The organism is Boseongicola sp. (assembly GCA_014075275.1).
In the GTDB taxonomy this organism is placed as follows: domain Bacteria; phylum Pseudomonadota; class Alphaproteobacteria; order Rhodobacterales; family Rhodobacteraceae.
Window position 1 is genome coordinate 505387 of the sequence record CP046179.1, and the last position, 21309, is coordinate 526695.

The following is a 21309-nucleotide window of genomic DNA, read 5'->3' on the forward strand; positions in this document are numbered from 1 at the left end:
CGGGTGCACCTTTGGGGGCGCCCAAGTAGGAGACGACCCATGGCGAAACCGACGACGATCAAAATTCGTCTGAACTCGACCGCGGACACCGGCCACTTTTATGTGACCAAGAAGAACGCCCGTACGATGACCGAGAAAATGGTGGTGCGGAAGTACGACCCGGTTGCGCGCAAGCACGTCGAGTATAAGGAAGGCAAGATCAAGTAATTGATCTTCCATCTTTTTCAATGGCAAAGGCCGCGCAATGAGCGCGGCTTTTTCTTTTTGTGCGTCGCGTGGGCGGTAAAAGTTTGAGGCCATGGTGATGCCCTTTACTGTCAGATCCTCGACAATGTCGGACTTCAACGCGATCGACCGGCTGTTCCAACGATCTTATCCGGTTTTGCTGAAGGCGGACTACGCGCCGTCGGTATTGGTAACGGCGATCCCATTGATTTCTAAAGCACAACCGCAGCTGGTGACATCAGGGACATATTACGTAGTTGAAGATGACCGCGGCGAGATTGTCGGGGCAGGGGGATGGACGCGATCTGCACCCGGTGGGCAGGGCGCCGCGGAAGGAGTGGGGCATATCCGACACGTGGTGACAGACCATGCAAGGGTGCGCGAAGGCATTGGGCGCGTATTGATGCAGCGCATTGTTATGTCAGCAGAATATGCCCGACTAAGCCGGTTGGATTGTCTTTCGACAATTACGGCGGTGCCGTTCTATGCCACTTGCGGGTTTGTCGAAATGCAACCCGTTAGCGTAAATTTGCGTCCGGGTATCGACTTCCCGGCGGTGCTTATGCGACGGTCTGTAAAGTCTATTGAGTGAGGAAATTGTTATGATGAACAAGACATTGGCATGTGTTGCGGTGCTGCTTGTGGTGGCTGGTTGTAACCAACCAAGAGGTGTTGGGCTGGGCACGGTTGGTGCGGGCGGTGAGCCGGCGAACCTACCAGCGTCAACGCGGACAGAATTTGAGATGGGGGGCGTGGAATCGCTTCCTTTATATCGGTTTTCTATGACCGGTGATCCGAGCCCGGCAGATGCCATCAATGCTGGCAACAGCAGGTTGCGCACCGAAAGCGAGAACCTTGAAGTTGCAGTTGAATCTAGCACCTATTTCATGCGGCAAATTTAGTTGAATAACAGTAACTTCGTGGTCGCTGAAGGCGCTGCTCCGGTTGCGAGTTTGACAGGTGTTATTCGCGCCCGGACCGGGTGTTTGGTTGATCCGCAACCCCTGCGTTCGGATGACGCTGCAGTCTATACACTGGACTGTAGTTAACGGCTGAAAAAGCAACGTTCGGTGGTCGGACGTTGCTTTGCAACGGAGCATTGGTTAACGCCTTAAAACATTGAGGATGGGGCGAAATCGGCCTGTCTGTATCGCGTCGGTATTACGTCGGTATCACGTCGGTGTCCCTAGCGCGTGTTGCGCGTTCGCACACAAGATCATGGGTGAGCGGTAATCTGTGTTACGCACTGGTTAATCGATCGTCCTGTCTTCTGCCAATTAGATGATGTCACGGAATGAGTCTGTGCCGGTCTTTGATTGCGCGTCGCATGCTTTGCCCAGCCATGTCAGAAAACGGCTCCAAACTTTTTCAGTGGACAATGGAACGGTAATTTCGAGGGTTGGCTTGGCGGTGACGTGTGCTTGATCGGTCATTTTCGTATTCCCGTTTGATGTTTCGTGTTGAATTATTGATAAACGGCTGAATGCCGGTGCGCTTGAACGGGAGCTTGCCAAAGGCTTGTCATTTGCTTCTTTCTTCGTGCCAAAAGGTTCAGATCGCTTGATAATTACGTTTGAAGACTGCCAGTTGGACATCGACCGCCGGGAAATCCGGCGGGGCGGGCAGGTGGTGACGGTGCAGCCGCAGGTCTTTGATCTGATCGTTTTGCTGGCGGAGAACCGCGAGCGCGTGGTGACCAAGGACGAGTTGGTGGACGGCATCTGGGAAGGGCGCGCGATCTCGGACGGGACGATGAACGCGCGGCTGGCGGCAGCCCGGAAGGCGCTGGGCGACACGGGTGAGGCGCAGGCGGTCATTCGGACGATCCCGCGTAAGGGCTTTCGGTTTGTGGCTGAGGTGACGGAGGGCGCTGATGACGCGCCGACGGCTGAGGTTGCCAAACCCAATGGATCGGGAGGGCGGCCATCGCTGACGGTGTTGCCGTTTACCAATCAAGGGGCAGACCCGGACCACGAGTTTCTGGCGGATGGCTTGACTGAGGACGTGGTGACGGCGTTGTCGAAGTTGCGCGATTTCTTTGTGACGGACCGCAGCACGACGTTTGCGTTGAAGGACGAGGCGCAGGATGCGCGTGCGGTGGCCGAGAAAATGGGGGTTCGGTATATCCTTCAGGGATCTGTGCGTTCGGCAGGGTCGCGCATTCGGGTGACGGCGAGTTTGATCGACACCGAGACGCGCTCGCAGCTTTGGAGCGAGCGGTATGATCGCGATGTAACGGACATCTTTGAAATTCAGGACGAGTTGGCGGCCAGTTTGGTGGCGCATCTTTCGCCCGAATTATATGCGGCGGAACATGCACGCCTGAAGCGGCGGCATCCGAAAAGTCTGGATGCCTGGGAATGTTTCGTGAATGCGCTGCATCTTTATGGCAAGCAGTCGCAGGACAGCAGCACTGAGGCGATTGCGCTGTTGGAGCAGGCGATTGAGATTGATCCCGACTATTCGCAGGCGCTGGGGCTTTATGCGGTTATTCTGGCCTGGCGGATCATTCAGCATTGGGAGCCGATGGAGCCGACGATTACGCGGGCGCGGGAGGCGTCGGATCGGGCGCTATTGGCGGATACGAATGATCCCTGGGCGTCGATTGGGCGGGGGTATGTGTCGATCGTTGCCCGCGATGGCGATGCGGCGATCATGAACTATGGTCACGCTGTCGATCTGAGCCCGAACTTTGCGTATGCGCGGGCGCTGCTTGGGAATGCCAATGGTTATGCGGGCAACGCTGAGTTTGCGCGGCGCGATATCAAGAAGGCGATTGCCTTAAGTCCGCGGGATACTTTTATCGATAAGTTCTATCTGTATCTGTCGATTGCCGAGTTTCAGGCAGCGGATTATGCGGCCTGCGCGGCGGCGGCAGAAAAAGCGATCCAGTTGAAACCGGCGCATCCGAGTTCGCATTTGTTTTTCACGGCCTCCTTGGCGCTGGCAGGTAAACAGACGTTGGCCGAGCAGGCTTTGGCGGCGTTCTTGAAGCTGGTGCCCCATGCGCGGGCGTCGGAGATCGAGCGGACGGTGCTGTATTATCAGGCGGAGGATCGGGCGCGGGTCGGCGAAGGCATGAAAAAAGCGGGCCTGCCGGAGTAGCAAGCCCGCTTTTGTGAGTTTTAGACGGATACTTAGGTGAGCATACCTTTGACGGCTTCGACCACGGCTTCGGCGCGGATGCCGAAGTAGTCATATAGTTCGGGTGCAGGGGCAGACGCGCCGAAGCTATCCATGCCGATGAAGCGGCCTTTGTCGCGCTTGCCGCGTTCGTTGAACAGCCAAGTATCCCAGCCAAAGCCAACACCCGCTTCGATTGCCACGCGGACGGGACCGGCGGGCAGGATCTTCCGGCGGTATTTTTCGTCCTGCTGCGCGAAGAGGTCGATGCAGGGCATGGAGACCACGCGTGTGCCGATGCCTTCTTCTTGCAGAAGTTCGCGGGCTTTCAAGGCGATCTCGACTTCGGAACCGGTCGCCATGAGGATTGCCTGACGCTTGTCATCTGCTTCGGCCAGAACATAGGCACCAAAAGCGGTCAGGTTCTTCATCTTATGTTCGGTCCGCACGGTGGGCAGGCCCTGACGTGTGAGGCTGAGAACCGAAGGGGTTTTTTCAGATGTCAGCGCCAGTTCCCAGGCTTCGGCCGTTTCCACGGTGTCCGCAGGGCGGAAAACGTTGATGTTTGGTGTGGCACGCAGCATGGCGAGGTGTTCGACCGGCTGATGGGTCGGGCCGTCTTCGCCAAGGCCAATGCTGTCGTGGGTCATGACATAAGTTGTTGGCACGCCCATCAGCGCGGAAAGGCGCATCGCCCCGCGCGCGTAATCGGTGAAGCACATGAAGGTGCCGCCGTAGGGTTTCACGCCGCCGTGGAGCGCCATACCGTTCATGGCAGCCGCCATGCCGTGTTCGCGGATGCCGTAGTGGACGTAACGGCCTTTGCGGTTATCGGGGCCGAAAATGCCAAGGTCCGGGGTCAGCGTGTTGTTCGAACCGGTGAGGTCGGCAGAGCCGCCGATGTTTTCGGGCATGACCGGGTTCACAACACCAAGCACCATTTCGGATGATTTCCGGGTGGCCATTTTCGGCGCGCCTTCGGAAATATCGCGTTTCAGGCTGCGGATCACACCTGCAAGTTTCTTGTGGGGAACGCCCGACCACATGCGTGTCAGCTCGTTCTGGCGGGACGTGGAAAGGCCAGCAAAGCGGGCATCCCAATCTGTGCGGTCTGCAGCGCCACGTGCGCCGATTGCACGCCATTGCTCGAGCAGGTTTCGCGGGATCTCGAACGGCCCGTGGGGCCAGCCCAGGGCTTCGCGGGTCAAAGCGATTTCTTCGGGTCCAAGTGGCGCACCGTGTGCTTTGGCCGTGTCCTGCCGGTTGGGTGAGCCAAAGCCGATGTGGCTTTTGCAGGCGATCATCGTCGGCTTGTTGGTGGATTTCGCGTTGGTGAGGGCTTCGTCAATTGCCGCCGGATCGTGGCCGTCACATTCCAGTACCTGCCAGCCGGCTGCCTGAAAGCGCTTTTTCTGGTCGGTGATGTCCGAGAGTGAAACCTCGCCATCAATCGAGATGTTGTTGTCGTCCCAAAGCACGATCAGTTTGCCGAGCCTTTGCATGCCGGCAAGGCCGATCGCTTCATGGCTGATGCCTTCCATCAGGCAGCCGTCACCAGCGATGCAGTAGGTGTAGTGATCGACAACCTTTTTGCCGTAGCGGGAGCGCAGGGATTCTTCCGCCATTGCAAAGCCGACGGCATTGGCGATGCCCTGACCAAGCGGGCCAGTGGTGGTTTCGACGCCTTTTACGTGGCCATATTCGGGGTGACCTGCAGTGATCGAACCCAACTGGCGGAAATTTTTGATCGGGTCGATCGTCATGTCTTCGTAGCCGGTGAGGTGCAGCAGCGCATAAATCAGCATCGAGCCGTGACCTGCCGAAAGGATAAAGCGATCGCGATCTGGCCAATCGGGATTTGCAGCGTCGAATTTCAAGTGCTTTTCGAACAGCACGGTTGCGACGTCTGCCATACCCATGGGCATGCCGGTGTGGCCGGAATTTGCGGCCTGTACCGCGTCCATGGCCAATGCGCGGATTGCGTTGGCTTTGGCGAAGTGATCCGGGTGGTGGTCTTTCAGCGTCGCGATATCCAAGGTGTGTGTCCCCCTGCCTGTAGATGGTTTGCTGCCTTGGGGCGGTTGATAGCAGTCAATTCGGCGAGTTCAAGCGCGTGGGAGGCCGGATCCGTGCGAAAGGGGGTGAAAACCGCCCGAGACCTTCGTATGACTAGTGAAAAGGTGGGAATGGAGGCGATTCGAGGCTTTCGCGTCCTGCCAGCACACGACAGGGGAGAGCGGCAAATCCATGAGTGATATTTCCGAACTAGAACGCCGGATCTCGGCGGCGCTGGACAGGGCCGGGCAGGCCATGGACCGGATGGCGACGGGGGCGGCTGCGTCTGACGCGGGGGATGCCACGGCTTTGGCATCTGAACTTGAAGCCGAACGGATGGCGAATGCGCAGCTTGAAGAGCGGGTGCGCGCCATCAAGGATAAGCAGGAGACGACGTTGGCGGGGCTTGAGTCCGAGGTGGCGCGTCTTCGCGACGCTTTGTCCGGGCGCGATGGTGAGTTGCAGCGCGTGAAGGCGGTGAACGAGGATTTGCGGGGGTCGAACCAGGCTTTGCGTGAAGCGAATGCCAGTGGCTTGGCAGACCCGCATCTGGTGAACAAGTCGATGATGTCGGAGTTGGAAAGCCTGCGTGCAGCGCGAAGTGCGGACCGCGCAGAGCTGGACGATATTCTGGCGACGCTTGAACCTGTGTTGAAGGAGGCCTGAGATGCCGGAAGTGCAAATCTCGATCGGGGGACGTCCGTTTGCGGTGGCTTGTCAGGAAGGCGAAGAGCATTTCCTGCAATCGGCCGCGCAATTGTTGGATAACGAGGCCTCGACACTGATGGAGCAGATCGGGCGGTTGCCTGAGGCGCGGATGCTGTTGATGGCCGGGTTGATGCTGGCGGATAAGACCGCCGGATCGGATGACCAGTTAAAGGCGCTGGAAGACAAGGTGGCGCAGCAGCAGGCCTGGATCGAAGAGATGCAATCGCGTCCTGTGCCCGAGCCGACCCGCGTTGAAGTGGCCGTGATCCCCGATGAGGTGACCCAGACGCTGGCGGAACTGGCGGCGCGCGCAGAGGCGCTGGCAGAGGCTGCTGAGGAGAAGAAGGCGGCGGGTTAATGTGGTTTCCGCCCCTGACGGGGCGATCCGCTGGGGCGCTGCCCCAGACCCCGGAGTATTTCTGCCAAAAAGATAGGGGCGATTGGGCTCTGGAATAGAAAAAGGCCGACGCGTTGCGTCGGCCTTTTCGTTTGTTTGCTTTGGTCGTCGACCTATTCGCGATTGCCCATGAACTGTAGCAGGAACATGAACAGGTTGATGAAGTCCAAATAGAGGTTCAACGCACCTGCATAAGCCGATTTGTCGAGCCATTCCTGGTCGCCCGCATGGGCGTGGGCCAGATAATTGGTTTTGATCTTCTGTGTATCGTAGGCGGTGAGGCCCGCGAAAATCAGGATGCCGATGGCCGAGATGGCAAACATCATGGCCGGTGAGGCCAGGAAGATGTTTACGACCATTGCCACGATCAGGCCAATCACGCCCATGATCAGGAACGCGCCCCAACCCGAGATATCTTTCTTCGTGGTATAGCCCCAGAGGCTGAGACCAGCGAAAGCAATCGCGGTAATCAGGAACGTCTGCACGATCGAAAATCCGGTGAAGACCAGGAAGATCGAGCTGATCGAAATACCCATAAGGGCGGCGAAGGCAAAGAATGCCAGTTGCACGGCGGCGGCGGAGCCTTTGTTCATCACGGCACCAAAGCCAAAGAACACAAAAGCCAGCGGGGCGAACATCACGACCCATTTCAGGGGCGACATGTAAAGCGCTTCGCCCAAGCCGGTCAGGTATTGGCCTTCGCGGATGGCCACAGTTGCTCCGGTGGGGTCGGTTGTTACCGACAGGCCAGCAATGGCCCAGGCTGCAAATGCCGTGATCACCATGCCGATGGACATGCTGCCGTAGACTTTGTTCATATGGGCGCGAAGGCCCGCATCTATCTCGGCCGTGCGGACACCTGCACCGGTGCGGACGGTCTGATATTCTGCCATGAGAGGAATACTCCTAAAAGCGTTGGTTCTCGTCACAGCCGGTTAATCCGGCCATCTCCTTGGGTAATATTGTGCGGAATGGCCGGATTTTCAAGTTTTTGCGGGCAAAGATGGGTGCGATTTTGTCCCGAATTGTTGCGAAATTGGCGTTTCGACTTAACCTTGTATCTTTTTTCGCACTTTCGCCCTGTGGTCGAATGCGAATTTCGAAGAATAGAGAGCTCAGGCTAAGTCGAATCGCATTAGCGCATCCAATGGGATGGGGCGTCCCATGTTGAGCGGTTCGCCTCGATCTTCGCGTCTTTTTGGGTGACGCCAATGTCGTTCAGCAGATGCAGATCGAGTTTACCCAGAGCCTTGCGGGATTTTCTGAGTTCTATGGCCGTCATGACGCGAGCCCAGAGATCATTCTGTGGGCGTGCGGCACAAACGGCTCCGGAGTGTACGAGAGTTGTCATCGGTATTTCCTTTCCGTTCGCTAATGTTTTGGTGCTGATATATCAGCTTGCTTGATCTATCTGGACCAATCCGATAAATTAGTAAAACGAATGTTATTGAAGTATCGTATCACGGAGATTGATATGCCAAGAAATCTTGATCTGACAGCTTTGCGTTCGTTTGTGGCCGTCGCTGATATGGGTGGCGTGACCAAGGCTGCTGGCATGTTGAATTTGACCCAATCGGCGGTTTCGATGCAGTTGAAGCGGTTGGAGGAATCACTAAACGCGGATCTATTGGATCGTTCGTCGCGCACCATCGGGTTGACGACTGCGGGAGAGAAGTTGCTGTCTTATGGGCGGCGTATGATTGCCATGAATGACGAAGTTTTCAGCCAGATGACCGATCAGGCCTATGAGAGGATTTTGGTGTTGGGGGTGCCGCATGACATCGTTTACCCGTCGATCTCGCAGGTTTTGCAGGTGTTCAACGCTGACTATCCACGTATGCGGGTGCAGTTGATCTCGTCATACACATCGCGGCTGAAAGAGATGTTTGCGGATGGCAAGTGCGATATGATCCTGACGACGGAAGATCATGTTGACGCTGGTGGTGAAACGCTGACCGAAAAGCCGTTGCTTTGGTATGGTGCCTCTGGCGGGCAGGCGTGGCAGCGGCGTCCGTTGCCGATTGCGTCCGAGCCCCAGTCCCAGTTTCGCCGATCCACGCAGGCGGCGCTGGATCGGGCCGGCATACCCTGGGAGATGGCGGTGGATTCAGAATCAACCCGCACCGTGGAGGCTTCGGTTGCAGCTGATTTGGCTTTTCAGTCACAGCTGGCAGGCAGTGTTGCACCAATTCTTGAGCAGGTTGTGCATGGTGGGGCCCTGCCAGAGCTGGGGTCGAAGAAGATCAACCTATATGTCGCCGAGATTGCCAAGGGTGCGGTGAAAGATCATTTGGCGGATTTGGTGCGTCGATCATACCGAGGGCCGCAGTTGGCGCTTACGGCGTAACGATGATTTTGCCTGTAGATTTGCGGCTCTTGAGAAGGTCGAGTGCTTCACGGGTTTGGTTGAGGGTGAATACCTGACTGACCTGAGGCTGGATTTTGCCATCTGCGTGCCAGTCCAGGAGAGTTTGCAAACTGGAGTGGATAGCCTTGGAGTTGAATTTCCAATAGCCGCTTAGGTTGAATCCGATAACGTCGATATTCTTGACCAGAAGATGATTGGGCTTCAGGCGAGGAAGATCGCCGCTGGCAAAGCCGATCAGCAGATGGCGACCTTCAGGTTTGAGGCAACGCTGGGCAGTTTCGCCATCTGCGCCGCCAACGCTGTCAAAGACGACGTCGGCCGGGGCAAGGGATTTAAGTGTCTGATACAGATCCGGGGTAGTTGTCGTGTCGATGGTGACATCCGCGCCAGCAGCTTGGGCGGAAGCCAATCGGTTGGCGCCACGCGCAACCGCCACGACACTGGCGCCCAGGGCTTTGCCGACCTCTATTGCGGCCAGTCCGACGCCACCGGTTGCCCCCAATACGATCAATGTTTTGCCAAAGGAAAGGCCACCGCGGAGGGACAGAGCAAGATGAGCTGTGCTGTAGGCGATGGGCATTGCTGCCGCTGAATTATGGTCGATAGTATCGGGCAGGGCCACGGCGCGGACGGCATCGACATTGGTAAATTCTGCCAGTCCACCGTGGCCCGCGACGGCCACAACCCGCATGCCGGGTGCGAAGTCCGCGACGTCTGGAGCAATTGAGTCCACAACTCCGGAGAACTCCATTCCCGGAGTCAAAGGGAACTCGGGCATGTCCTGATACGTGCCATTGATCAAAAGGTGGTCCGAAAAATTCAAGGCTGTCGCAGCCACTTTGATGCAAATCTGCCCTTCGCGTGGCGGCAATAGCGATGCAACCTTTACGCGAATCTCACAACCTTTACTGGCGGTGATGGCGCGTCTGATTTGCCTCATAGTTGATTTTTCTCTGGCTTACTGCGACACTGTTGGCGGCATTGAAACGAGGCTTAGCGCATCAAAGCCGCCAATCGAAAAGCGGAAGCGCGTGAGCCAAAAATTGCTTAATGCCATGTAATATAATAATTATTACTGTCAATCCAGCGAAAAGACTGGTTAAAAGGAGGTGGAATGATGTGGGAAATCCTTACCTGTCGAAAAAGACAGCTATCTAAGTTGTGCTGCAATGGCGCATTTATAGCTATGGTTGCAAAAGGTGGTACTAAATGAAGCATCCAGTTGATGTGCACGTTGGGAAGCGTATTCGACACCGTCGTTGGATGGTGGGAATGACGCAGCAACAATTAGCTGAGCACGTTGGAATAAAGTTTCAGCAGATTCAAAAATACGAAACTGGTATGAATCGCGTTTCTGCGTCCCGTCTTTGGGACATTTCGGAAACTCTGAACGCTCCTGTCAGTTTTTTCTTCGAAGGGTTGGATCACGACTCTGAAGATGCGGGTGCAGGCGACAGCCTGCCCGGTGATATTTTGGCTGATAATGAAGCGCTTGAACTTGTTCGTTCCTATTACGCAATTCCCGAAACACAGAGACGTCGGCTTTTTGAGTTGGCTCGAGTTTTGAGCGACGTCGTCTGACCTGACTTGACCCTTTGATCGGGCCTGTCTACCCAAACCCCCATGTCTCACGGCTTGGGGGTTTGGTTTGTCTTATAGAAATCTTGAGGATTATTCGGAGTTCTGGTCGGTTGCGACGGAACTGGCCGACGCTGCCCGAGTTGAGACACTGGCGCATTTTCGCGCGAATGGGCTGCATGCGGACAACAAGTCCGACGACTTTGACCCAGTCACGGTTGCAGATCGGGCCTCAGAGGCAGCGATGCGCAAGATATTGGCAGAGCGTCGACCCGATGACGGTATTCTTGGCGAAGAACAGGAGGCTACTAAAGGCACCAGCGGGCTGACATGGGTGCTGGACCCTATCGACGGGACGCGCGGGTATATTTCCGGAACTCCAACTTGGGGAGTGCTGATTGCGCTTTCGGATGAGGACGGGCCAATTTTGGGGGTTATCGATCAGCCCTATATCGGAGAGCGCTTTTTTGGTGGGCCCGACCGGTCTGATATGACCGGGCCTTTGGGTGTCCGTAATCTGGGAGTTCGTAAGATTGGTGGTCTTGAAGGGGCAACTTTGTTTTCGACGTTTCCCGAAGTTGGGACGCCAGATGAGCGGGAAGCGTTCCTGCGAGTGGATAGTAAGGTTCGGCTAACGCGTTACGGCACTGATTGTTATGCCTATGCGCTGCTGGCAGCCGGGCAAATTGATCTGGTCATTGAGGCGGGGCTATATCCTTATGATATTCAGGCCCCGATCGCTGTGATTGAGGCGGCCGGTGGAGTTGTCACCAACTGGGAAGGCGCGCCGGTTCACAATGGCGGGCGCGCGTTGGCAGCGGCCACGCCCGAGTTACACGCGGCTGCGATGGAATTACTGAGGGGATAGTCATGTCGAGCAAAGACATTCTGCTAAAAGGTGCTGACACCGTTCTGACGATGGATGGAGATGAGATCGGCTGCGGCGATGTTTTAATCCAGGGCGGCGTAATTGCCGAAGTTGGAACTGCAATTGAAGTAGATGGCGCTGAGGTTCTGGATGTTTCCGGCTGTGTCGTGACGCCTGGATTAGTGAATACCCATCACCATCTTTATCAGACGCTGACGCGCGCGGTGCCCGCAGGACAGGACGCATTGCTGTTTGGGTGGTTGAAGACGCTTTATCCGATCTGGGCGCAATTTACGCCGGATGACATGCGCGTTTCGACGACTTTGGGATTAGCGGAACTGGCACTGTCTGGGTGCACCACGAGTTCGGATCATCTGTATCTGTTTCCGAACGGATCGCGGTTGGATGACACGATTGAAGCGGCGGTCGAGTTGGGCATTCGGTTTCATCCGACCCGTGGCGCGATGTCGATCGGGGAAAGCGACGGCGGTCTGCCGCCCGATGCCGTGGTTGAGCGCGAGCCGGCTATTCTTAAAGATTGTCTGTGTGTGATTGATGCGTTTCATGACCCGGCACCAGGATCAATGGTTCGGGTGGGTGTTGCGCCTTGTTCTCCGTTTTCCGTCACGCGTGAGTTGATGCGTGATGCGGCAATTCTGGCGCGCGACAAGGGTGTTAGAATGCACACGCATTTGGCCGAGAATGACGAGGATATCGCCTATTCGCTAGAACAGTTCGGGTGCCGTCCGGGGCAATACGCCGAAGATCTGGGGTGGACTGGTGATGATGTCTGGCACGCACATTGCGTGAAGTTAGACGCCGAAGAAATTGATTTGTTTGCAAGAACGCGAACAGGAGTTGCGCATTGCCCTTGTTCGAACTGTCGACTTGGGTCTGGAATTGCACCGGTCCGCGCGATGCGGGATGCGGGCGTGCCAGTTGGTTTGGGCGTTGATGGATCAGCTTCGAACGACATGGGTTCGCTTGTTGGCGAGGCACGCATGGCGATGCTGCTGCAAAGGGTAAGTCGGGGTGCCGATGTTATGTCGGCGCGTGAGGCTTTGGAGATCGCAACCGTGGGCGGCGCAAAGGTTTTGGGCCGCGACGACATCGGGCGACTGCGTGCGGGCATGCGGGCCGATATTGCGGTTTGGGATGTGTCGGGCGTGGAAAGTGCGGGCAGTTGGGATCGGGCGGCACTGCTGCTGGCGGGGCCAACAAAGGTGCGAGATCTGTTTGTCGAAGGGCGGCGCGTTGTGGACGATGGCCGGATTGCGACCGTCAACATGGACGCGGCCCTGGCAGATGGTCGCAGGTCATTGGCGCGGCTGATGGGCTAGGGGCGATGCGCCCCTAGTGAATGGATTTGCCTAAGATGCGCACATCCTGAATGGCGCGGTCATCGCCGATCATGATGGTTGGGAAGACGGCTTCCCAGATGTCGTTGGCTCGGTTGGCGCGTTGTTCGATGACCGGTGTAGATTTCAAGTCGAGAACCATGAGGTCGGCATCGAACCCGGGCTGTAGCGAACCAATGCGGTTTTGCTGACCGAGTGCCTGGGCTGACCCGGTTGTTGCCAGCCAAAGAAGTTCAGCAGGGTGTGTTGGGCGGCCTTTCAGTTGGCCGATCTCATAAGCCGCGGCCATTGTGCGCAGCATAGAGAAGGATGAGCCGCCGCCGGTGTCCGTAGCAAGGCCTACCGTTTGATGCTCGCCTTTTAGGCCGCCCATGTCGAACAATCCCGAACCGATGAAGGTGTTTGACGTTGGGCAATGGACAACGGCGCTGCCGGTTTCCTTTAAGCGAGCGCGTTCGCGGTCGGTCAGGTGGATGGCGTGGCCGAAGATTCCACCTTCTCGCAAAAGTCCGGTGGCCTCATAGGTATCGAGATAGTCACGCGCCTCGGGGAACAGGTCGAGCACCCATGCGATTTCGTCGGTTTGTTCAGAAAGATGCGTTTGCATAGGGCAATCGGGGTGTTCGCCCCAAAGTGCACCAAGTGCAGAAAGCTGATCGCGCGTTGATGTGGGCGAAAACCGCGGTGTGATGGCGTATGTCAGGCGATCCTGACCGTGCCATTTGTTCAGAAGGGCTTTGCTGTCGTCATAGGCCGACTGGACGGTGTCCTTAAGCCCATCTGGTGCGTTCCGGTCCATACAGGTTTTGCCAGCGACAGTGCAGAGGTTGCGGGCTTGAGCTTCAGCAAAAAAGGCATCGACGCTTTCAGGATGGATGGTGCAGAAACTGGCGACGGTTGTGGTGCCGTTCGATAACGAAAGATCGAAGAAGAGCTTTGCCGCCTCGGCGGCGTAGTCGGGATCACCGAAGCGCATTTCTTCGGGGAAGGTATAGCTGTTCAGCCAGTCGATCAGCCGTTTGCCCCAGCTGGCGATGATTGCGGTCTGCGGATAATGGACGTGAGCATCCACAAAGCCTGGCAGGATCAGGCTTTCGCCGTAATCTGTAATCGCAGCGTCGGAATGCGCAGCTATTAAATCGTCGGAATTGCCGACAGCACCGATCTTTCCGTCGTCGATCAGAACGGCACCGCGTGTGTTGTGGCGCGCTGCATCCAGACCTGTCTGAAACGGGTCACTGTTAAATTGCAATGTCTGCCCAATAAGCAGTTGTTTGTCGGCCATGGCGTGGTCCCTCCGGCGACCTAGTAAAATGCGCTGAGGCTCTGTTGTCCATGGCAGACTTCGCCTAGGGTGCCCGCAATCTCAGGAGGGTGCCCCGATGACGAGCGATCAGATCGAAGAAATCGACGCCTCAGAGGACGAGACCGAGGACGATTACGCGCTGCGAAATCGGGTGGTCAACGCCGCCATTGAGGCGACGGAAGCGGGTGATCGAGTAGCTCTGGCCCAGGTTCTGGAGCCGCTTCACGCGGCCGATATCGCTGACCTTTTGGAGCAGGTCGACGGAGATGATCGAGTAGCGATGTTGCGGCTGGCCGGTGATCTTATCGATGGCGATATCCTGAGTGAGATCGACGACGACATTCGAGACGAGGTCGTTGAAGCACTTGAGCCAACGGTTTTGGCGGACGCGGTGCGCGAGTTGGAATCCGATGATGTTGTCGACATTTTGGAAGATTTGGACGAGCCGCAACACAAAGCGATTCTTGACGCGCTGGATGTTGTTGACCGGATCGCTGTCGAACAGGCGTTGTCTTACCCGGAGTTCTCGGCCGGTCGTCTTATGCAACGCGAAGCTGTTATTGCGCCCGAACATTGGACTGTGGGTGACTCGATCGACCATCTACGCGCGCACGATGATTTGCCCGAGGAATTTTATCATGTGATTTTGGTCGATCCACGACATCAGCCAACGGCGTTTGTGGCCTTGGGTCGATTGTTGGCATCACGGCGCGACGTGCCATTGAAAGATATTACCGAGGAAGAGTTTCGAACATTTGATGTGATTGAGGATGAAGGCGACGTTGCCTATGCGTTCAACCAATATCACTTGATCACGGCACCAGTCATTGAAGAAGACGGTCGATTGGTTGGGGTCATCACAATAGATGACGCCATGGCGGTGTTGGATGAAGAGCACGAGGAAGACGTTTTGCGTCTTGGCGGTGTGGGTGACGAAAGCCTGTCGAACTCGACAATGGAAATTGTGAAGCGCCGATTCCCGTGGCTTGGGGTGAATTTGGCGACCGCAATATTGGCGTCACTTGTCATTTCATATTTTGAAGACGTTATCGAAGCAGTGGTGGCTTTGGCCGTGCTAATGCCGATTGTCGCCTCGATGGGTGGAAATGCCGGCACGCAGTCAATGACAGTTTCGGTGCGGGCACTGGCCACGCGCGACCTGACGGGATCGAATGCCTGGCGGGTGATCCGACGAGAAAGTCTGGCCGGGCTTTTGAATGGTGGGCTATTTGCCGTAATTATGGGGATCGTTGGGGTGTTGTGGTTTGGCTCTCCCTTGATTGGGGTCGTCATTGCGGTTGCGATGGTCGTTAATCTGTCAGTCGCCGGATTATCCGGCGTTCTAGTGCCGTTGGCGCTGGATAAGGCGGGCGTTGATCCTGCGTTGGCGGCTGGCACGTTCGTGACCACTGTGACGGATGTGGTTGGTTTCTTTGCGTTTTTGGGGCTGGCATCGATGGTATTGTTATGACCGACAAGAAATTATTGCGCAAAGAGGCGGGAAAACGCCGCAAGGCTGCATTTGAGGAGGTCGATCCTATCCCAGCATTGGATGCTCTGCGGCTGGTATTGGCAAAGACAGACGGGCCGGTGTCATTTTATTGGCCGATCCGCACCGAGATGGACCCGCGGCCCGTCATGGAAGAACTGGCCGGGGAGCGGGTCGTCTGCCTGCCTGTGACCCGCGGATATGAGGCCTTGACGTTTCGTGCCTGGGTGCCGGGGACCGAGATGGAGGTGGATAGTTTCGGTGTTGAGACGCCTAAGGCGACCGAGCTGGTGACGCCTGAAGTCTTGGTGGTTCCGCTGTTGGCATTTGATGGCCATGGGCATCGGTTGGGATATGGCGCGGGGCACTATGACCGCACACTGGATCGACTGCGCCCAAACGGGCCGGTGACAGCGATTGGCCTGGCGTTTGAGGCACAAATGGCAGAAACCCTGCCGATTGAACCGACTGACCAACGTTTGGATCTGATCGTGACCGAAGACCGCGTGCGCAGGTTTATCGAATAGCCCCGTTCACAAGGCTTGCGCGTTCTTCGTAGCCGCATTAGGGCGGTTTCATGCGTATTCTTTATCTAGGTGACGTGGTCGGGCTATCCGGCCGGAATGCCATCCGCGACCGATTGGCCGGATTGCGTGCCAAGTTGCGCGCCGATTTTGTTGTGCTGAATGGCGAAAACGCGACTTCGGGGGCGGGGCTTTCGGGCGATCACGCCAAAGGGTTGCTGGAGGCGGGCGCGGATGTGTTGGTTTTGGGCGATCACGCCTTTGATCAGCGTGACATGCAGACTTTTATCGGGCAGGAGCCGCGCATTCTCAGGCCATTGAATTATGCTAAATCTGCGCCAGGTGTTGGTGCGCGGGTTTATGATGTGCCTGGCGGCCGTAAGATATTGGTCGCGCAGGTCTTGGGTCAGGTCTTTATGAAGCGCCCGTTCGATGACCCGTTTTCGGCGGTGGATACTGTGCTGAAGAAGCACCCCATGGGCGGAATGGTGCAGGCCAGTCTGGTCGACATTCATTGCGAGGCCACCAGCGAAAAGATGGGCATGGGGCATTATTGTGATGGTCGTGCTAGCATTGTGGTTGGTTCGCATACCCATGTGCCGACTGCGGATGCGATGATCCTGCCCGGCGGCACGGCGTTCCAATCCGATGCGGGAATGTGTGGCGACTACAACTCGGTCATTGGGATGGACAAGGAAGAGCCGTTGCGGCGGTTTATCACTGGCATGGGCAAGGGGCGGTTTCAGCCTGCGAGCGGCGAGGGCACGTTAAGCGGTCTCTTCGTTGTGACGGATGATCGGACCGGCAAAGCCAAGGACGTGCAAATGATCCGGGATGGCGGAATGTTGTCGCAGTCTGTTCCGGAATGAGGGAACTAATATTTCTTTTACTCTGCCTGGCGGTGATGGGCGCTGGTTGGGGAGCCACCCAACCATTAGCAAAGATTGCCACCAGTGAGGGCTATCGCCACATCGGATTGATCTTCTGGCAACTTGCTATCGGTGCTTTGGTGATGTTCATCATTCAGACTGTGCGTGGCAAACGGCTGATTTTGACGGTTCCGGCATTGAAGATTTATCTACTGATTGCATTAATCGGGACCATTCTGCCGAACTCGGCATCCTATGAGGCGATCAGGCATCTGCCATCGGGGATTATCTCGATACTTTTGTCGTTGGTGCCGATGATGGCATTTCCTATTGCATTGGCATTGTATATCGAGCGATTTCAACCGATCAGGTTCATCGGATTAGTGCTTGGTTTGATTGGTGTTTTGTTGATTGTAGCCCCGGAAGCGAGTTTGCCGGAGAGGGCGGCGCTGATATTCATTCCATTGGCTCTGGTCGCACCGGCGTTTTACGCGCTGGAGGGAAATGTAGTTGCCAAGTGGGGCACGGCCGGTCTTGGCCCTGTAGCAGTATTATATGGCGCCTCGGTTGTAGGCGCGATCATCACGTTTCCGGCTGCCCTGCTGTCAGGTGAGTTTATTGACCCGAGACTACCGTGGAGCACGCCGGATTACGCCCTGATATTGGCGTCAGTGATCCATGTGTTGGTTTATACGTGCTATGTCTGGATGGTGAAGCGCGCCGGACCGGTCTTTGCGGTACAGGTCAGCTATTTGGTGACGGGTTTTGGGGTTGGCTGGGCTATGTTGATTTTGGGTGAAAGTTATTCGATTTGGGTTTGGGCTGCGATGGCAGTTATATTGTCGGGTGTTTTCCTCGTTCAGCCGCGATCAAGTGAAACGCTTGTAGACGAGCCGGAAACCGGCAAGACTTGATCACGAGATGACGGATGTTTTCGGATTTTCGCCCGAGGTTCAGGCGATATTATCGCTGGCCGTAGTTGGCATCATGTTTGCCATGTTCCTGTGGGAGCGGTGGCCGACGGAGGTTGTGGCCATCGGCGGGGTGGCGCTGCTGTTGGCGACAGGCCTTTTGCCCTATGAAACCGGGCTGACGGTTTTGTCGAATCCGGCCCCGTGGACGATTGCAGCGATGTTCATCGTTATGGGCGCATTGGTGCGCACAGGTGCCTTGAGCTGGTTCACTGCGAAAGTGGAAAAGCAAGCCGGTATTCGACCCGCAGCCGCCTTGGCGGCGATGATGGGGTTCGTCGTTTTTTCGTCGGCGATTGTGTCCAATACGCCGGTTGTTGTCGTGATGATACCGGTCTTTGTGCAACTGGCGTCAAAACTGGGATTGTCGGCGTCGAAACTGCTGATCCCACTCAGCTACGGAGCTATTCTGGGCGGCACACTTACACTGTTGGGCACTTCAACAAATTTGTTGGTCGACGGCGTGGCGCGAACACATGGACTGGAGCCTTTTACCATCTTCGAAGTGACGCCTTTGGCAATCGTTCTGGTAGCCTGGGGGATGCTGTATCTGCGCATATTTGGGCCGAGATTGTTACCTGACCGTTCCTCGATGGCGACCGTGTTGTCGGATAGGTCGAGCAAAATGAAATTCTTTACCGAAGTTGCTGTTCCGGAAAACAGCGAGTTGATCGGGCGTGCGGTGCGCGAAGTCGGATTGTTCAAGCGTGATGGCGTGCGATTGATTGATGTGCTGCGCGGCGACGCTTCGTTGCGGCGCAATTTGGAGGATGTGGCGCTGGAGGCCGGTGACCGGGTGGTCTTACGCACACCAATGGCCGAAGCGCTGGGACTGCAACAGGCCAAAGAACTGCACACCGTCGATAAGTTGTCGTCAGTTGAGACCACAACGGTCGAAGTGCTGATAACGCCCGGGTGTCGGATGATTGGATGGTCATTAGGGGCATTGAGACTGCGCCGGCGCTATGGCGTGTATCCTTTGGCAGTGCATCGCCGGTCGCAGAACATCGGGCGTCAGTTGGATGATCTGGTCGTGCGGGTAGGTGACACGCTGCTGTTGGAGGGTGATCCGAGCGACATTCAACGTCTGGCCGTAGATATGAATCTTGTGGATGTCAGTCATCCGACCGCGCGTGCATATCGGCGTGGCAAAGCACCGATTGCGGTTGCAGCTTTGTTGGGCATCGTCCTGCTTGCCGCATTTGGAGTTGCGCCGATCTTTTTCCTGGCGATCTTGTCGGTAGCTGTTGTGTTGTTGACCGGGTGCATCGACGCAGAAGAAGCGTTTGACATGATCGACGGACGGTTGCTGGCATTGATTTTCGCGATGCTCGGGATTGGGGCCGCTTTAGAGGCGACGGGTGCTGTTGCCCTGATTGTCGACGGGTTTGCGCCTTATCTGGGGGCACTGCCGCCGTGGGCCATTGTTTGGGCGATCTACTTGTTGACATCTGTTTTGACGGAGCTGGTAACCAACAATGCGGTGGCGGTGGTTATCACGCCAATTGCCATCGGATTAGCGACAGCGCTGGGCATCGACCCTAGGCCGCTTGTTGTGGCGGTGATGGTTGCCGCATCGGCTGCGTTTTCCACGCCTATCGGGTATCAAACTAATATGCTGGTCTATGGTCCGGGTGGGTATAAATTCACTGACTTCCTTAAGGTCGGTGTGCCGCTGAATTTATCTATTGGGTTGCTGGCGTCGCTGATGATTCCAATGATCTGGCCGTTATACTAGAGCCCTGAGCAGCAACCGAGCGAACATCGGGAGATGCCGCTCGGGTAAGGTTTAGCTGATCGGTTCGTTATTTTGCGGCCTTATCGGCTTTCTTTTGGGCCTTATCTGCGGCTTTGGTGGCCTTATTGGCTTTTTGCTTAGCCGTGTTGGCGGCCTTTTTGGCATCTTTTGCCTTTTGAGCAGCGGTCTTTTTGGCGTCCTTGGCCTTGGCAACTTTGGCTTTAGCTTTTTCGACTTTTGCTTCTGCCTTGGCTTTTTGCTTGTCGTTCTTGGCGGTTTTGGCCTTTTTCTTGGCGGCTTGGAGTTTGGCCTTTTCTTTCGTCAGCTTACTTGCGGTGTTGTCGGCCTTTTGGGCTTTATTAGCTGCTTTTTTCACTGCCTTATCGGCGTTCTTTTCAGCTTTTTCAGCCTTCGTTGCCTTATTCGCGGCTTTCTCAGCCGTCTTTTCCGCTTTTGCAGATGCAGCCGCGCTGTCTTCAGTTGCGTCGGTTGCTGACTTGCCGGCACGGTCAGCGCGGCGATCAGCGCGATCGTGGCGGGCGTTTGCAAGTTGTTGAATATTATCGACTTCTTCGACTTGCCTGTTCGGCGAACAGAAGGTCACAATCAAGACGGTTGAACATGTCACACCTTCGGCAGATGACAGTTTGGCAGCCATGGACGCAGGTGCGCTAAGGCCAAAGGCAACAATTGCAGGAATAAGGAGATTGATCGGTTTCATACTGGTTACTCTTGTCTGGATACTAACTAACTCGTCGAATGTGACACTGACATTCAGGTTTGTGCATATTTAGGCAAAATCGTGATAAATGCGTGGAAAATCGAAGTTGAAAGTTAATGCGCTGTTCCGCTTGAGGTCCAAGACAGGGCCGACTAGAACGGCCCGGATCTGGGACATCGGGAGTTTCGTGCATGGCGGGCCATTCAAAATGGGCAAACATTCAACATCGTAAGGGGCGGCAGGATGCTGCGCGCTCTAAGCTATTTTCGAAACTGTCCAAAGAGATCACTGTTGCAGCCAAAATGGGCGATCCGGATCCGGAGAAAAATCCTCGTTTGCGGCTGGCTGTAAAGGAAGCGAAGTCGAACTCGGTTCCGAAGGACGTTATTGATCGCGCAATTTCCAAGTCGCAAGCTGGCGAGGGCGATGAATTCGAAGAGATCCGCTATGAGGGCTATGGGCCGAACGGTGTTGCAGTTATCGTCGAAGCGATGACGGACAATCGTAACCGCACGGCGTCTACCGTTCGTTCGACATTCGGTAAACACGGCGGAAATCTGGGCGAAACCGGATCGGTGAGCTTTATGTTCGAACGCAAGGGCGAGATCATCTATTTGCCCGAAGCGGGTGACGAAGACACGATCATGATGGCAGCGATTGAAGCAGGTGCCGAGGATGTCGAAAGCTCGGAAGATGAGCACACCATCTATACGGCTGATACCGATCTGAACGAAGTCTCAACGTCGCTTGAGACGGAACTTGGCGAGGCCGAATCGACTAAGCTGATCTGGAAGCCTTCCACGACGACAGAGCTGGATCTGGAAGGTGCTCAAAAGTTGATGCGTCTGATCGAGGTTCTGGAGGATGACGACGACATTCAGCGTGTCACCGCTAACTTCGACATTTCCGATGAGGTTATGGAACAGCTCTGATCTGGTTCTGACAAGTTGTCTGGTTTGGGTCGTGTCGTTCGCGGCTTGTGACGCCGGAAGTGCAGGATCATAAGGGCGG

Annotated in this window: 23 protein-coding genes; 16 read left to right on the top strand and 7 right to left on the bottom strand. The window is 56.0% G+C overall.

All coding sequences use genetic code 11. The features are described 5' to 3' along the window. Positions 1–39 precede the first annotated feature (39 nt). From rpmG to GKR98_02620, 3 genes are all read left to right on the top strand, one after another. Positions 40–207: a 50S ribosomal protein L33 gene (gene rpmG / locus GKR98_02610; protein ID QMU57190.1), complete on the top strand. Its 168-nt coding sequence runs from the start codon at positions 40–42 to the stop codon at positions 205–207. Between the two features lie 97 nt (positions 208–304). Further along, positions 305–817, top strand: a complete 513-nt coding sequence (locus GKR98_02615) for a GNAT family N-acetyltransferase (protein ID QMU57191.1) — start codon at positions 305–307, stop codon at positions 815–817. A 10-nt stretch (positions 818–827) separates the two neighbouring features. Further along, the gene (locus GKR98_02620) at positions 828–1127 is read left to right on the top strand and encodes a hypothetical protein (GenBank protein QMU57192.1); all 300 of its coding nucleotides are present in this window, start codon (positions 828–830) and stop codon (positions 1125–1127) included. 375 nt (positions 1128–1502) lie between these two features. On the opposite strand, the gene GKR98_02625 is transcribed toward GKR98_02620, so the two are convergent. Beyond that, positions 1503–1658, bottom strand: a complete 156-nt coding sequence (locus GKR98_02625) for a hypothetical protein (GenBank protein ID QMU57193.1) — start codon at positions 1656–1658, stop codon at positions 1503–1505. Between the two features lie 85 nt (positions 1659–1743). Here GKR98_02625 and GKR98_02630 point away from each other — a divergent pair, with 85 nt between their 5' ends. Beyond that, positions 1744–3330 (top strand): hypothetical protein, encoded by a 1587-nt coding sequence (locus GKR98_02630; GenBank protein QMU57194.1) that lies wholly within the window; start codon positions 1744–1746, stop codon positions 3328–3330. A 32-nt stretch (positions 3331–3362) separates the two neighbouring features. On the opposite strand, the gene tkt is transcribed toward GKR98_02630, so the two are convergent. Next, positions 3363–5384: a transketolase gene (tkt, locus tag GKR98_02635; GenBank protein ID QMU57195.1), complete on the bottom strand. Its 2022-nt coding sequence runs from the start codon at positions 5382–5384 to the stop codon at positions 3363–3365. Between the two features lie 211 nt (positions 5385–5595). On the opposite strand from tkt, the gene GKR98_02640 reads away from it, so the two are divergent. Both GKR98_02640 and zapA read left to right on the top strand, forming a co-directional pair. Continuing rightward, a complete protein-coding gene (locus tag GKR98_02640) occupies positions 5596–6069 on the top strand; it encodes a hypothetical protein (GenBank protein QMU57196.1) in 474 nt (157 codons plus the stop codon). Between the two features lies 1 nt (position 6070). Continuing rightward, positions 6071–6469: a cell division protein ZapA gene (gene zapA, locus GKR98_02645; protein QMU57197.1), complete on the top strand. Its 399-nt coding sequence runs from the start codon at positions 6071–6073 to the stop codon at positions 6467–6469. 152 nt (positions 6470–6621) lie between these two features. On the opposite strand, the gene GKR98_02650 is transcribed toward zapA, so the two are convergent. Then, the gene (locus GKR98_02650; protein QMU57198.1) at positions 6622–7401 is read right to left on the bottom strand and encodes a BAX inhibitor (BI)-1/YccA family protein; all 780 of its coding nucleotides are present in this window, start codon (positions 7399–7401) and stop codon (positions 6622–6624) included. 242 nt (positions 7402–7643) lie between these two features. After that, positions 7644–7790: a DUF1127 domain-containing protein gene (locus GKR98_02655; protein QMU59943.1), complete on the bottom strand. Its 147-nt coding sequence runs from the start codon at positions 7788–7790 to the stop codon at positions 7644–7646. A 192-nt stretch (positions 7791–7982) separates the two neighbouring features. On the opposite strand from GKR98_02655, the gene GKR98_02660 reads away from it, so the two are divergent. Beyond that, on the top strand, positions 7983–8855 hold the full coding sequence (locus GKR98_02660; GenBank protein QMU57199.1) for a LysR family transcriptional regulator: 873 nt from the start codon (positions 7983–7985) through the stop codon (positions 8853–8855). On the opposite strand, the gene GKR98_02665 is transcribed toward GKR98_02660, so the two are convergent. Beyond that, complete coding sequence (locus GKR98_02665; protein QMU57200.1) at positions 8845–9816, bottom strand: zinc-binding dehydrogenase; 972 nt, start codon at positions 9814–9816, stop codon at positions 8845–8847. The genes GKR98_02660 and GKR98_02665 overlap by 11 nt on opposite strands. 269 nt (positions 9817–10085) lie before the next feature. Between GKR98_02665 and GKR98_02670 the strand changes: the two genes are divergently transcribed. From GKR98_02670 to GKR98_02680, 3 genes are all read left to right on the top strand, one after another. Beyond that, the gene (locus GKR98_02670) at positions 10086–10457 is read left to right on the top strand and encodes a helix-turn-helix domain-containing protein (protein ID QMU57201.1); all 372 of its coding nucleotides are present in this window, start codon (positions 10086–10088) and stop codon (positions 10455–10457) included. A 67-nt stretch (positions 10458–10524) separates the two neighbouring features. Next, positions 10525–11322, top strand: a complete 798-nt coding sequence (gene hisN, locus GKR98_02675; protein ID QMU57202.1) for a histidinol-phosphatase — start codon at positions 10525–10527, stop codon at positions 11320–11322. Between the two features lie 2 nt (positions 11323–11324). After that, positions 11325–12662, top strand: a complete 1338-nt coding sequence (locus GKR98_02680; protein QMU57203.1) for an 8-oxoguanine deaminase — start codon at positions 11325–11327, stop codon at positions 12660–12662. Positions 12663–12675: 13 nt separating this feature from the next. Here the strand turns inward: GKR98_02680 and guaD are convergent, their stop codons facing one another. Next, a complete protein-coding gene (gene guaD / locus GKR98_02685) occupies positions 12676–13965 on the bottom strand; it encodes a guanine deaminase (protein QMU57204.1) in 1290 nt (429 codons plus the stop codon). 97 nt (positions 13966–14062) lie between these two features. On the opposite strand from guaD, the gene mgtE reads away from it, so the two are divergent. Genes mgtE through GKR98_02710 form a run of 5 tightly spaced genes read left to right on the top strand, consistent with a single transcriptional unit; the run spans position 14063 to position 19577 of the window. After that, positions 14063–15457, top strand: a complete 1395-nt coding sequence (gene mgtE, locus GKR98_02690; protein ID QMU57205.1) for a magnesium transporter — start codon at positions 14063–14065, stop codon at positions 15455–15457. Continuing rightward, positions 15454–16002, top strand: a complete 549-nt coding sequence (locus GKR98_02695) for a 5-formyltetrahydrofolate cyclo-ligase (protein QMU57206.1) — start codon at positions 15454–15456, stop codon at positions 16000–16002. The genes mgtE and GKR98_02695 overlap by 4 nt, the downstream gene beginning before the upstream one ends. Before the next feature lie 50 nt (positions 16003–16052). Further along, complete coding sequence (locus GKR98_02700; protein ID QMU57207.1) at positions 16053–16868, top strand: metallophosphoesterase; 816 nt, start codon at positions 16053–16055, stop codon at positions 16866–16868. After that, entirely contained in the window at positions 16865–17782 is a 918-nt protein-coding gene (locus GKR98_02705; protein QMU57208.1) for an EamA family transporter, read from the top strand. The genes GKR98_02700 and GKR98_02705 overlap by 4 nt, the downstream gene beginning before the upstream one ends. A gap of 7 nt (positions 17783–17789) precedes the next feature. Next, on the top strand, positions 17790–19577 hold the full coding sequence (locus tag GKR98_02710; GenBank protein QMU57209.1) for an SLC13 family permease: 1788 nt from the start codon (positions 17790–17792) through the stop codon (positions 19575–19577). 67 nt (positions 19578–19644) lie between these two features. Here the strand turns inward: GKR98_02710 and GKR98_02715 are convergent, their stop codons facing one another. Next, positions 19645–20187 carry a hypothetical protein gene (locus GKR98_02715; GenBank protein ID QMU57210.1) on the bottom strand — a complete coding sequence of 181 codons (543 nt, stop codon included), beginning with the start codon at positions 20185–20187 and terminating at the stop codon, positions 19645–19647. 302 nt (positions 20188–20489) lie between these two features. Between GKR98_02715 and GKR98_02720 the strand changes: the two genes are divergently transcribed. Continuing rightward, positions 20490–21230 (top strand): YebC/PmpR family DNA-binding transcriptional regulator, encoded by a 741-nt coding sequence (locus tag GKR98_02720; protein QMU57211.1) that lies wholly within the window; start codon positions 20490–20492, stop codon positions 21228–21230. Positions 21231–21309 lie beyond the last annotated feature (79 nt).

What these genes read in the sequence shown, in the direction of transcription:
- rpmG (QMU57190.1), top strand. Translation starts at nt 40, where the DNA reads ATGGCGAAACCGACGACGATCAAAATTCGTCTGAACTCGACCGCGGAC.
- GKR98_02615 (QMU57191.1), top strand. Translation starts at nt 305, where the DNA reads ATGCCCTTTACTGTCAGATCCTCGACAATGTCGGACTTCAACGCGATC.
- GKR98_02620 (QMU57192.1), top strand. Translation starts at nt 828, where the DNA reads ATGATGAACAAGACATTGGCATGTGTTGCGGTGCTGCTTGTGGTGGCT.
- GKR98_02625 (QMU57193.1), bottom strand. Translation starts at nt 1,658, where the DNA reads ATGACCGATCAAGCACACGTCACCGCCAAGCCAACCCTCGAAATTACC.
- GKR98_02640 (QMU57196.1), top strand. Translation starts at nt 5,596, where the DNA reads ATGAGTGATATTTCCGAACTAGAACGCCGGATCTCGGCGGCGCTGGAC.
- zapA (QMU57197.1), top strand. Translation starts at nt 6,071, where the DNA reads ATGCCGGAAGTGCAAATCTCGATCGGGGGACGTCCGTTTGCGGTGGCT.
- GKR98_02650 (QMU57198.1), bottom strand. Translation starts at nt 7,401, where the DNA reads ATGGCAGAATATCAGACCGTCCGCACCGGTGCAGGTGTCCGCACGGCC.
- GKR98_02655 (QMU59943.1), bottom strand. Translation starts at nt 7,790, where the DNA reads ATGACGGCCATAGAACTCAGAAAATCCCGCAAGGCTCTGGGTAAACTC.
- GKR98_02660 (QMU57199.1), top strand. Translation starts at nt 7,983, where the DNA reads ATGCCAAGAAATCTTGATCTGACAGCTTTGCGTTCGTTTGTGGCCGTC.
- GKR98_02665 (QMU57200.1), bottom strand. Translation starts at nt 9,816, where the DNA reads ATGAGGCAAATCAGACGCGCCATCACCGCCAGTAAAGGTTGTGAGATT.
- GKR98_02670 (QMU57201.1), top strand. Translation starts at nt 10,086, where the DNA reads ATGAAGCATCCAGTTGATGTGCACGTTGGGAAGCGTATTCGACACCGT.
- GKR98_02680 (QMU57203.1), top strand. Translation starts at nt 11,325, where the DNA reads ATGTCGAGCAAAGACATTCTGCTAAAAGGTGCTGACACCGTTCTGACG.
- guaD (QMU57204.1), bottom strand. Translation starts at nt 13,965, where the DNA reads ATGGCCGACAAACAACTGCTTATTGGGCAGACATTGCAATTTAACAGT.
- mgtE (QMU57205.1), top strand. Translation starts at nt 14,063, where the DNA reads ATGACGAGCGATCAGATCGAAGAAATCGACGCCTCAGAGGACGAGACC.
- GKR98_02695 (QMU57206.1), top strand. Translation starts at nt 15,454, where the DNA reads ATGACCGACAAGAAATTATTGCGCAAAGAGGCGGGAAAACGCCGCAAG.
- GKR98_02700 (QMU57207.1), top strand. Translation starts at nt 16,053, where the DNA reads ATGCGTATTCTTTATCTAGGTGACGTGGTCGGGCTATCCGGCCGGAAT.
- GKR98_02705 (QMU57208.1), top strand. Translation starts at nt 16,865, where the DNA reads ATGAGGGAACTAATATTTCTTTTACTCTGCCTGGCGGTGATGGGCGCT.
- GKR98_02710 (QMU57209.1), top strand. Translation starts at nt 17,790, where the DNA reads ATGACGGATGTTTTCGGATTTTCGCCCGAGGTTCAGGCGATATTATCG.
- GKR98_02720 (QMU57211.1), top strand. Translation starts at nt 20,490, where the DNA reads ATGGCGGGCCATTCAAAATGGGCAAACATTCAACATCGTAAGGGGCGG.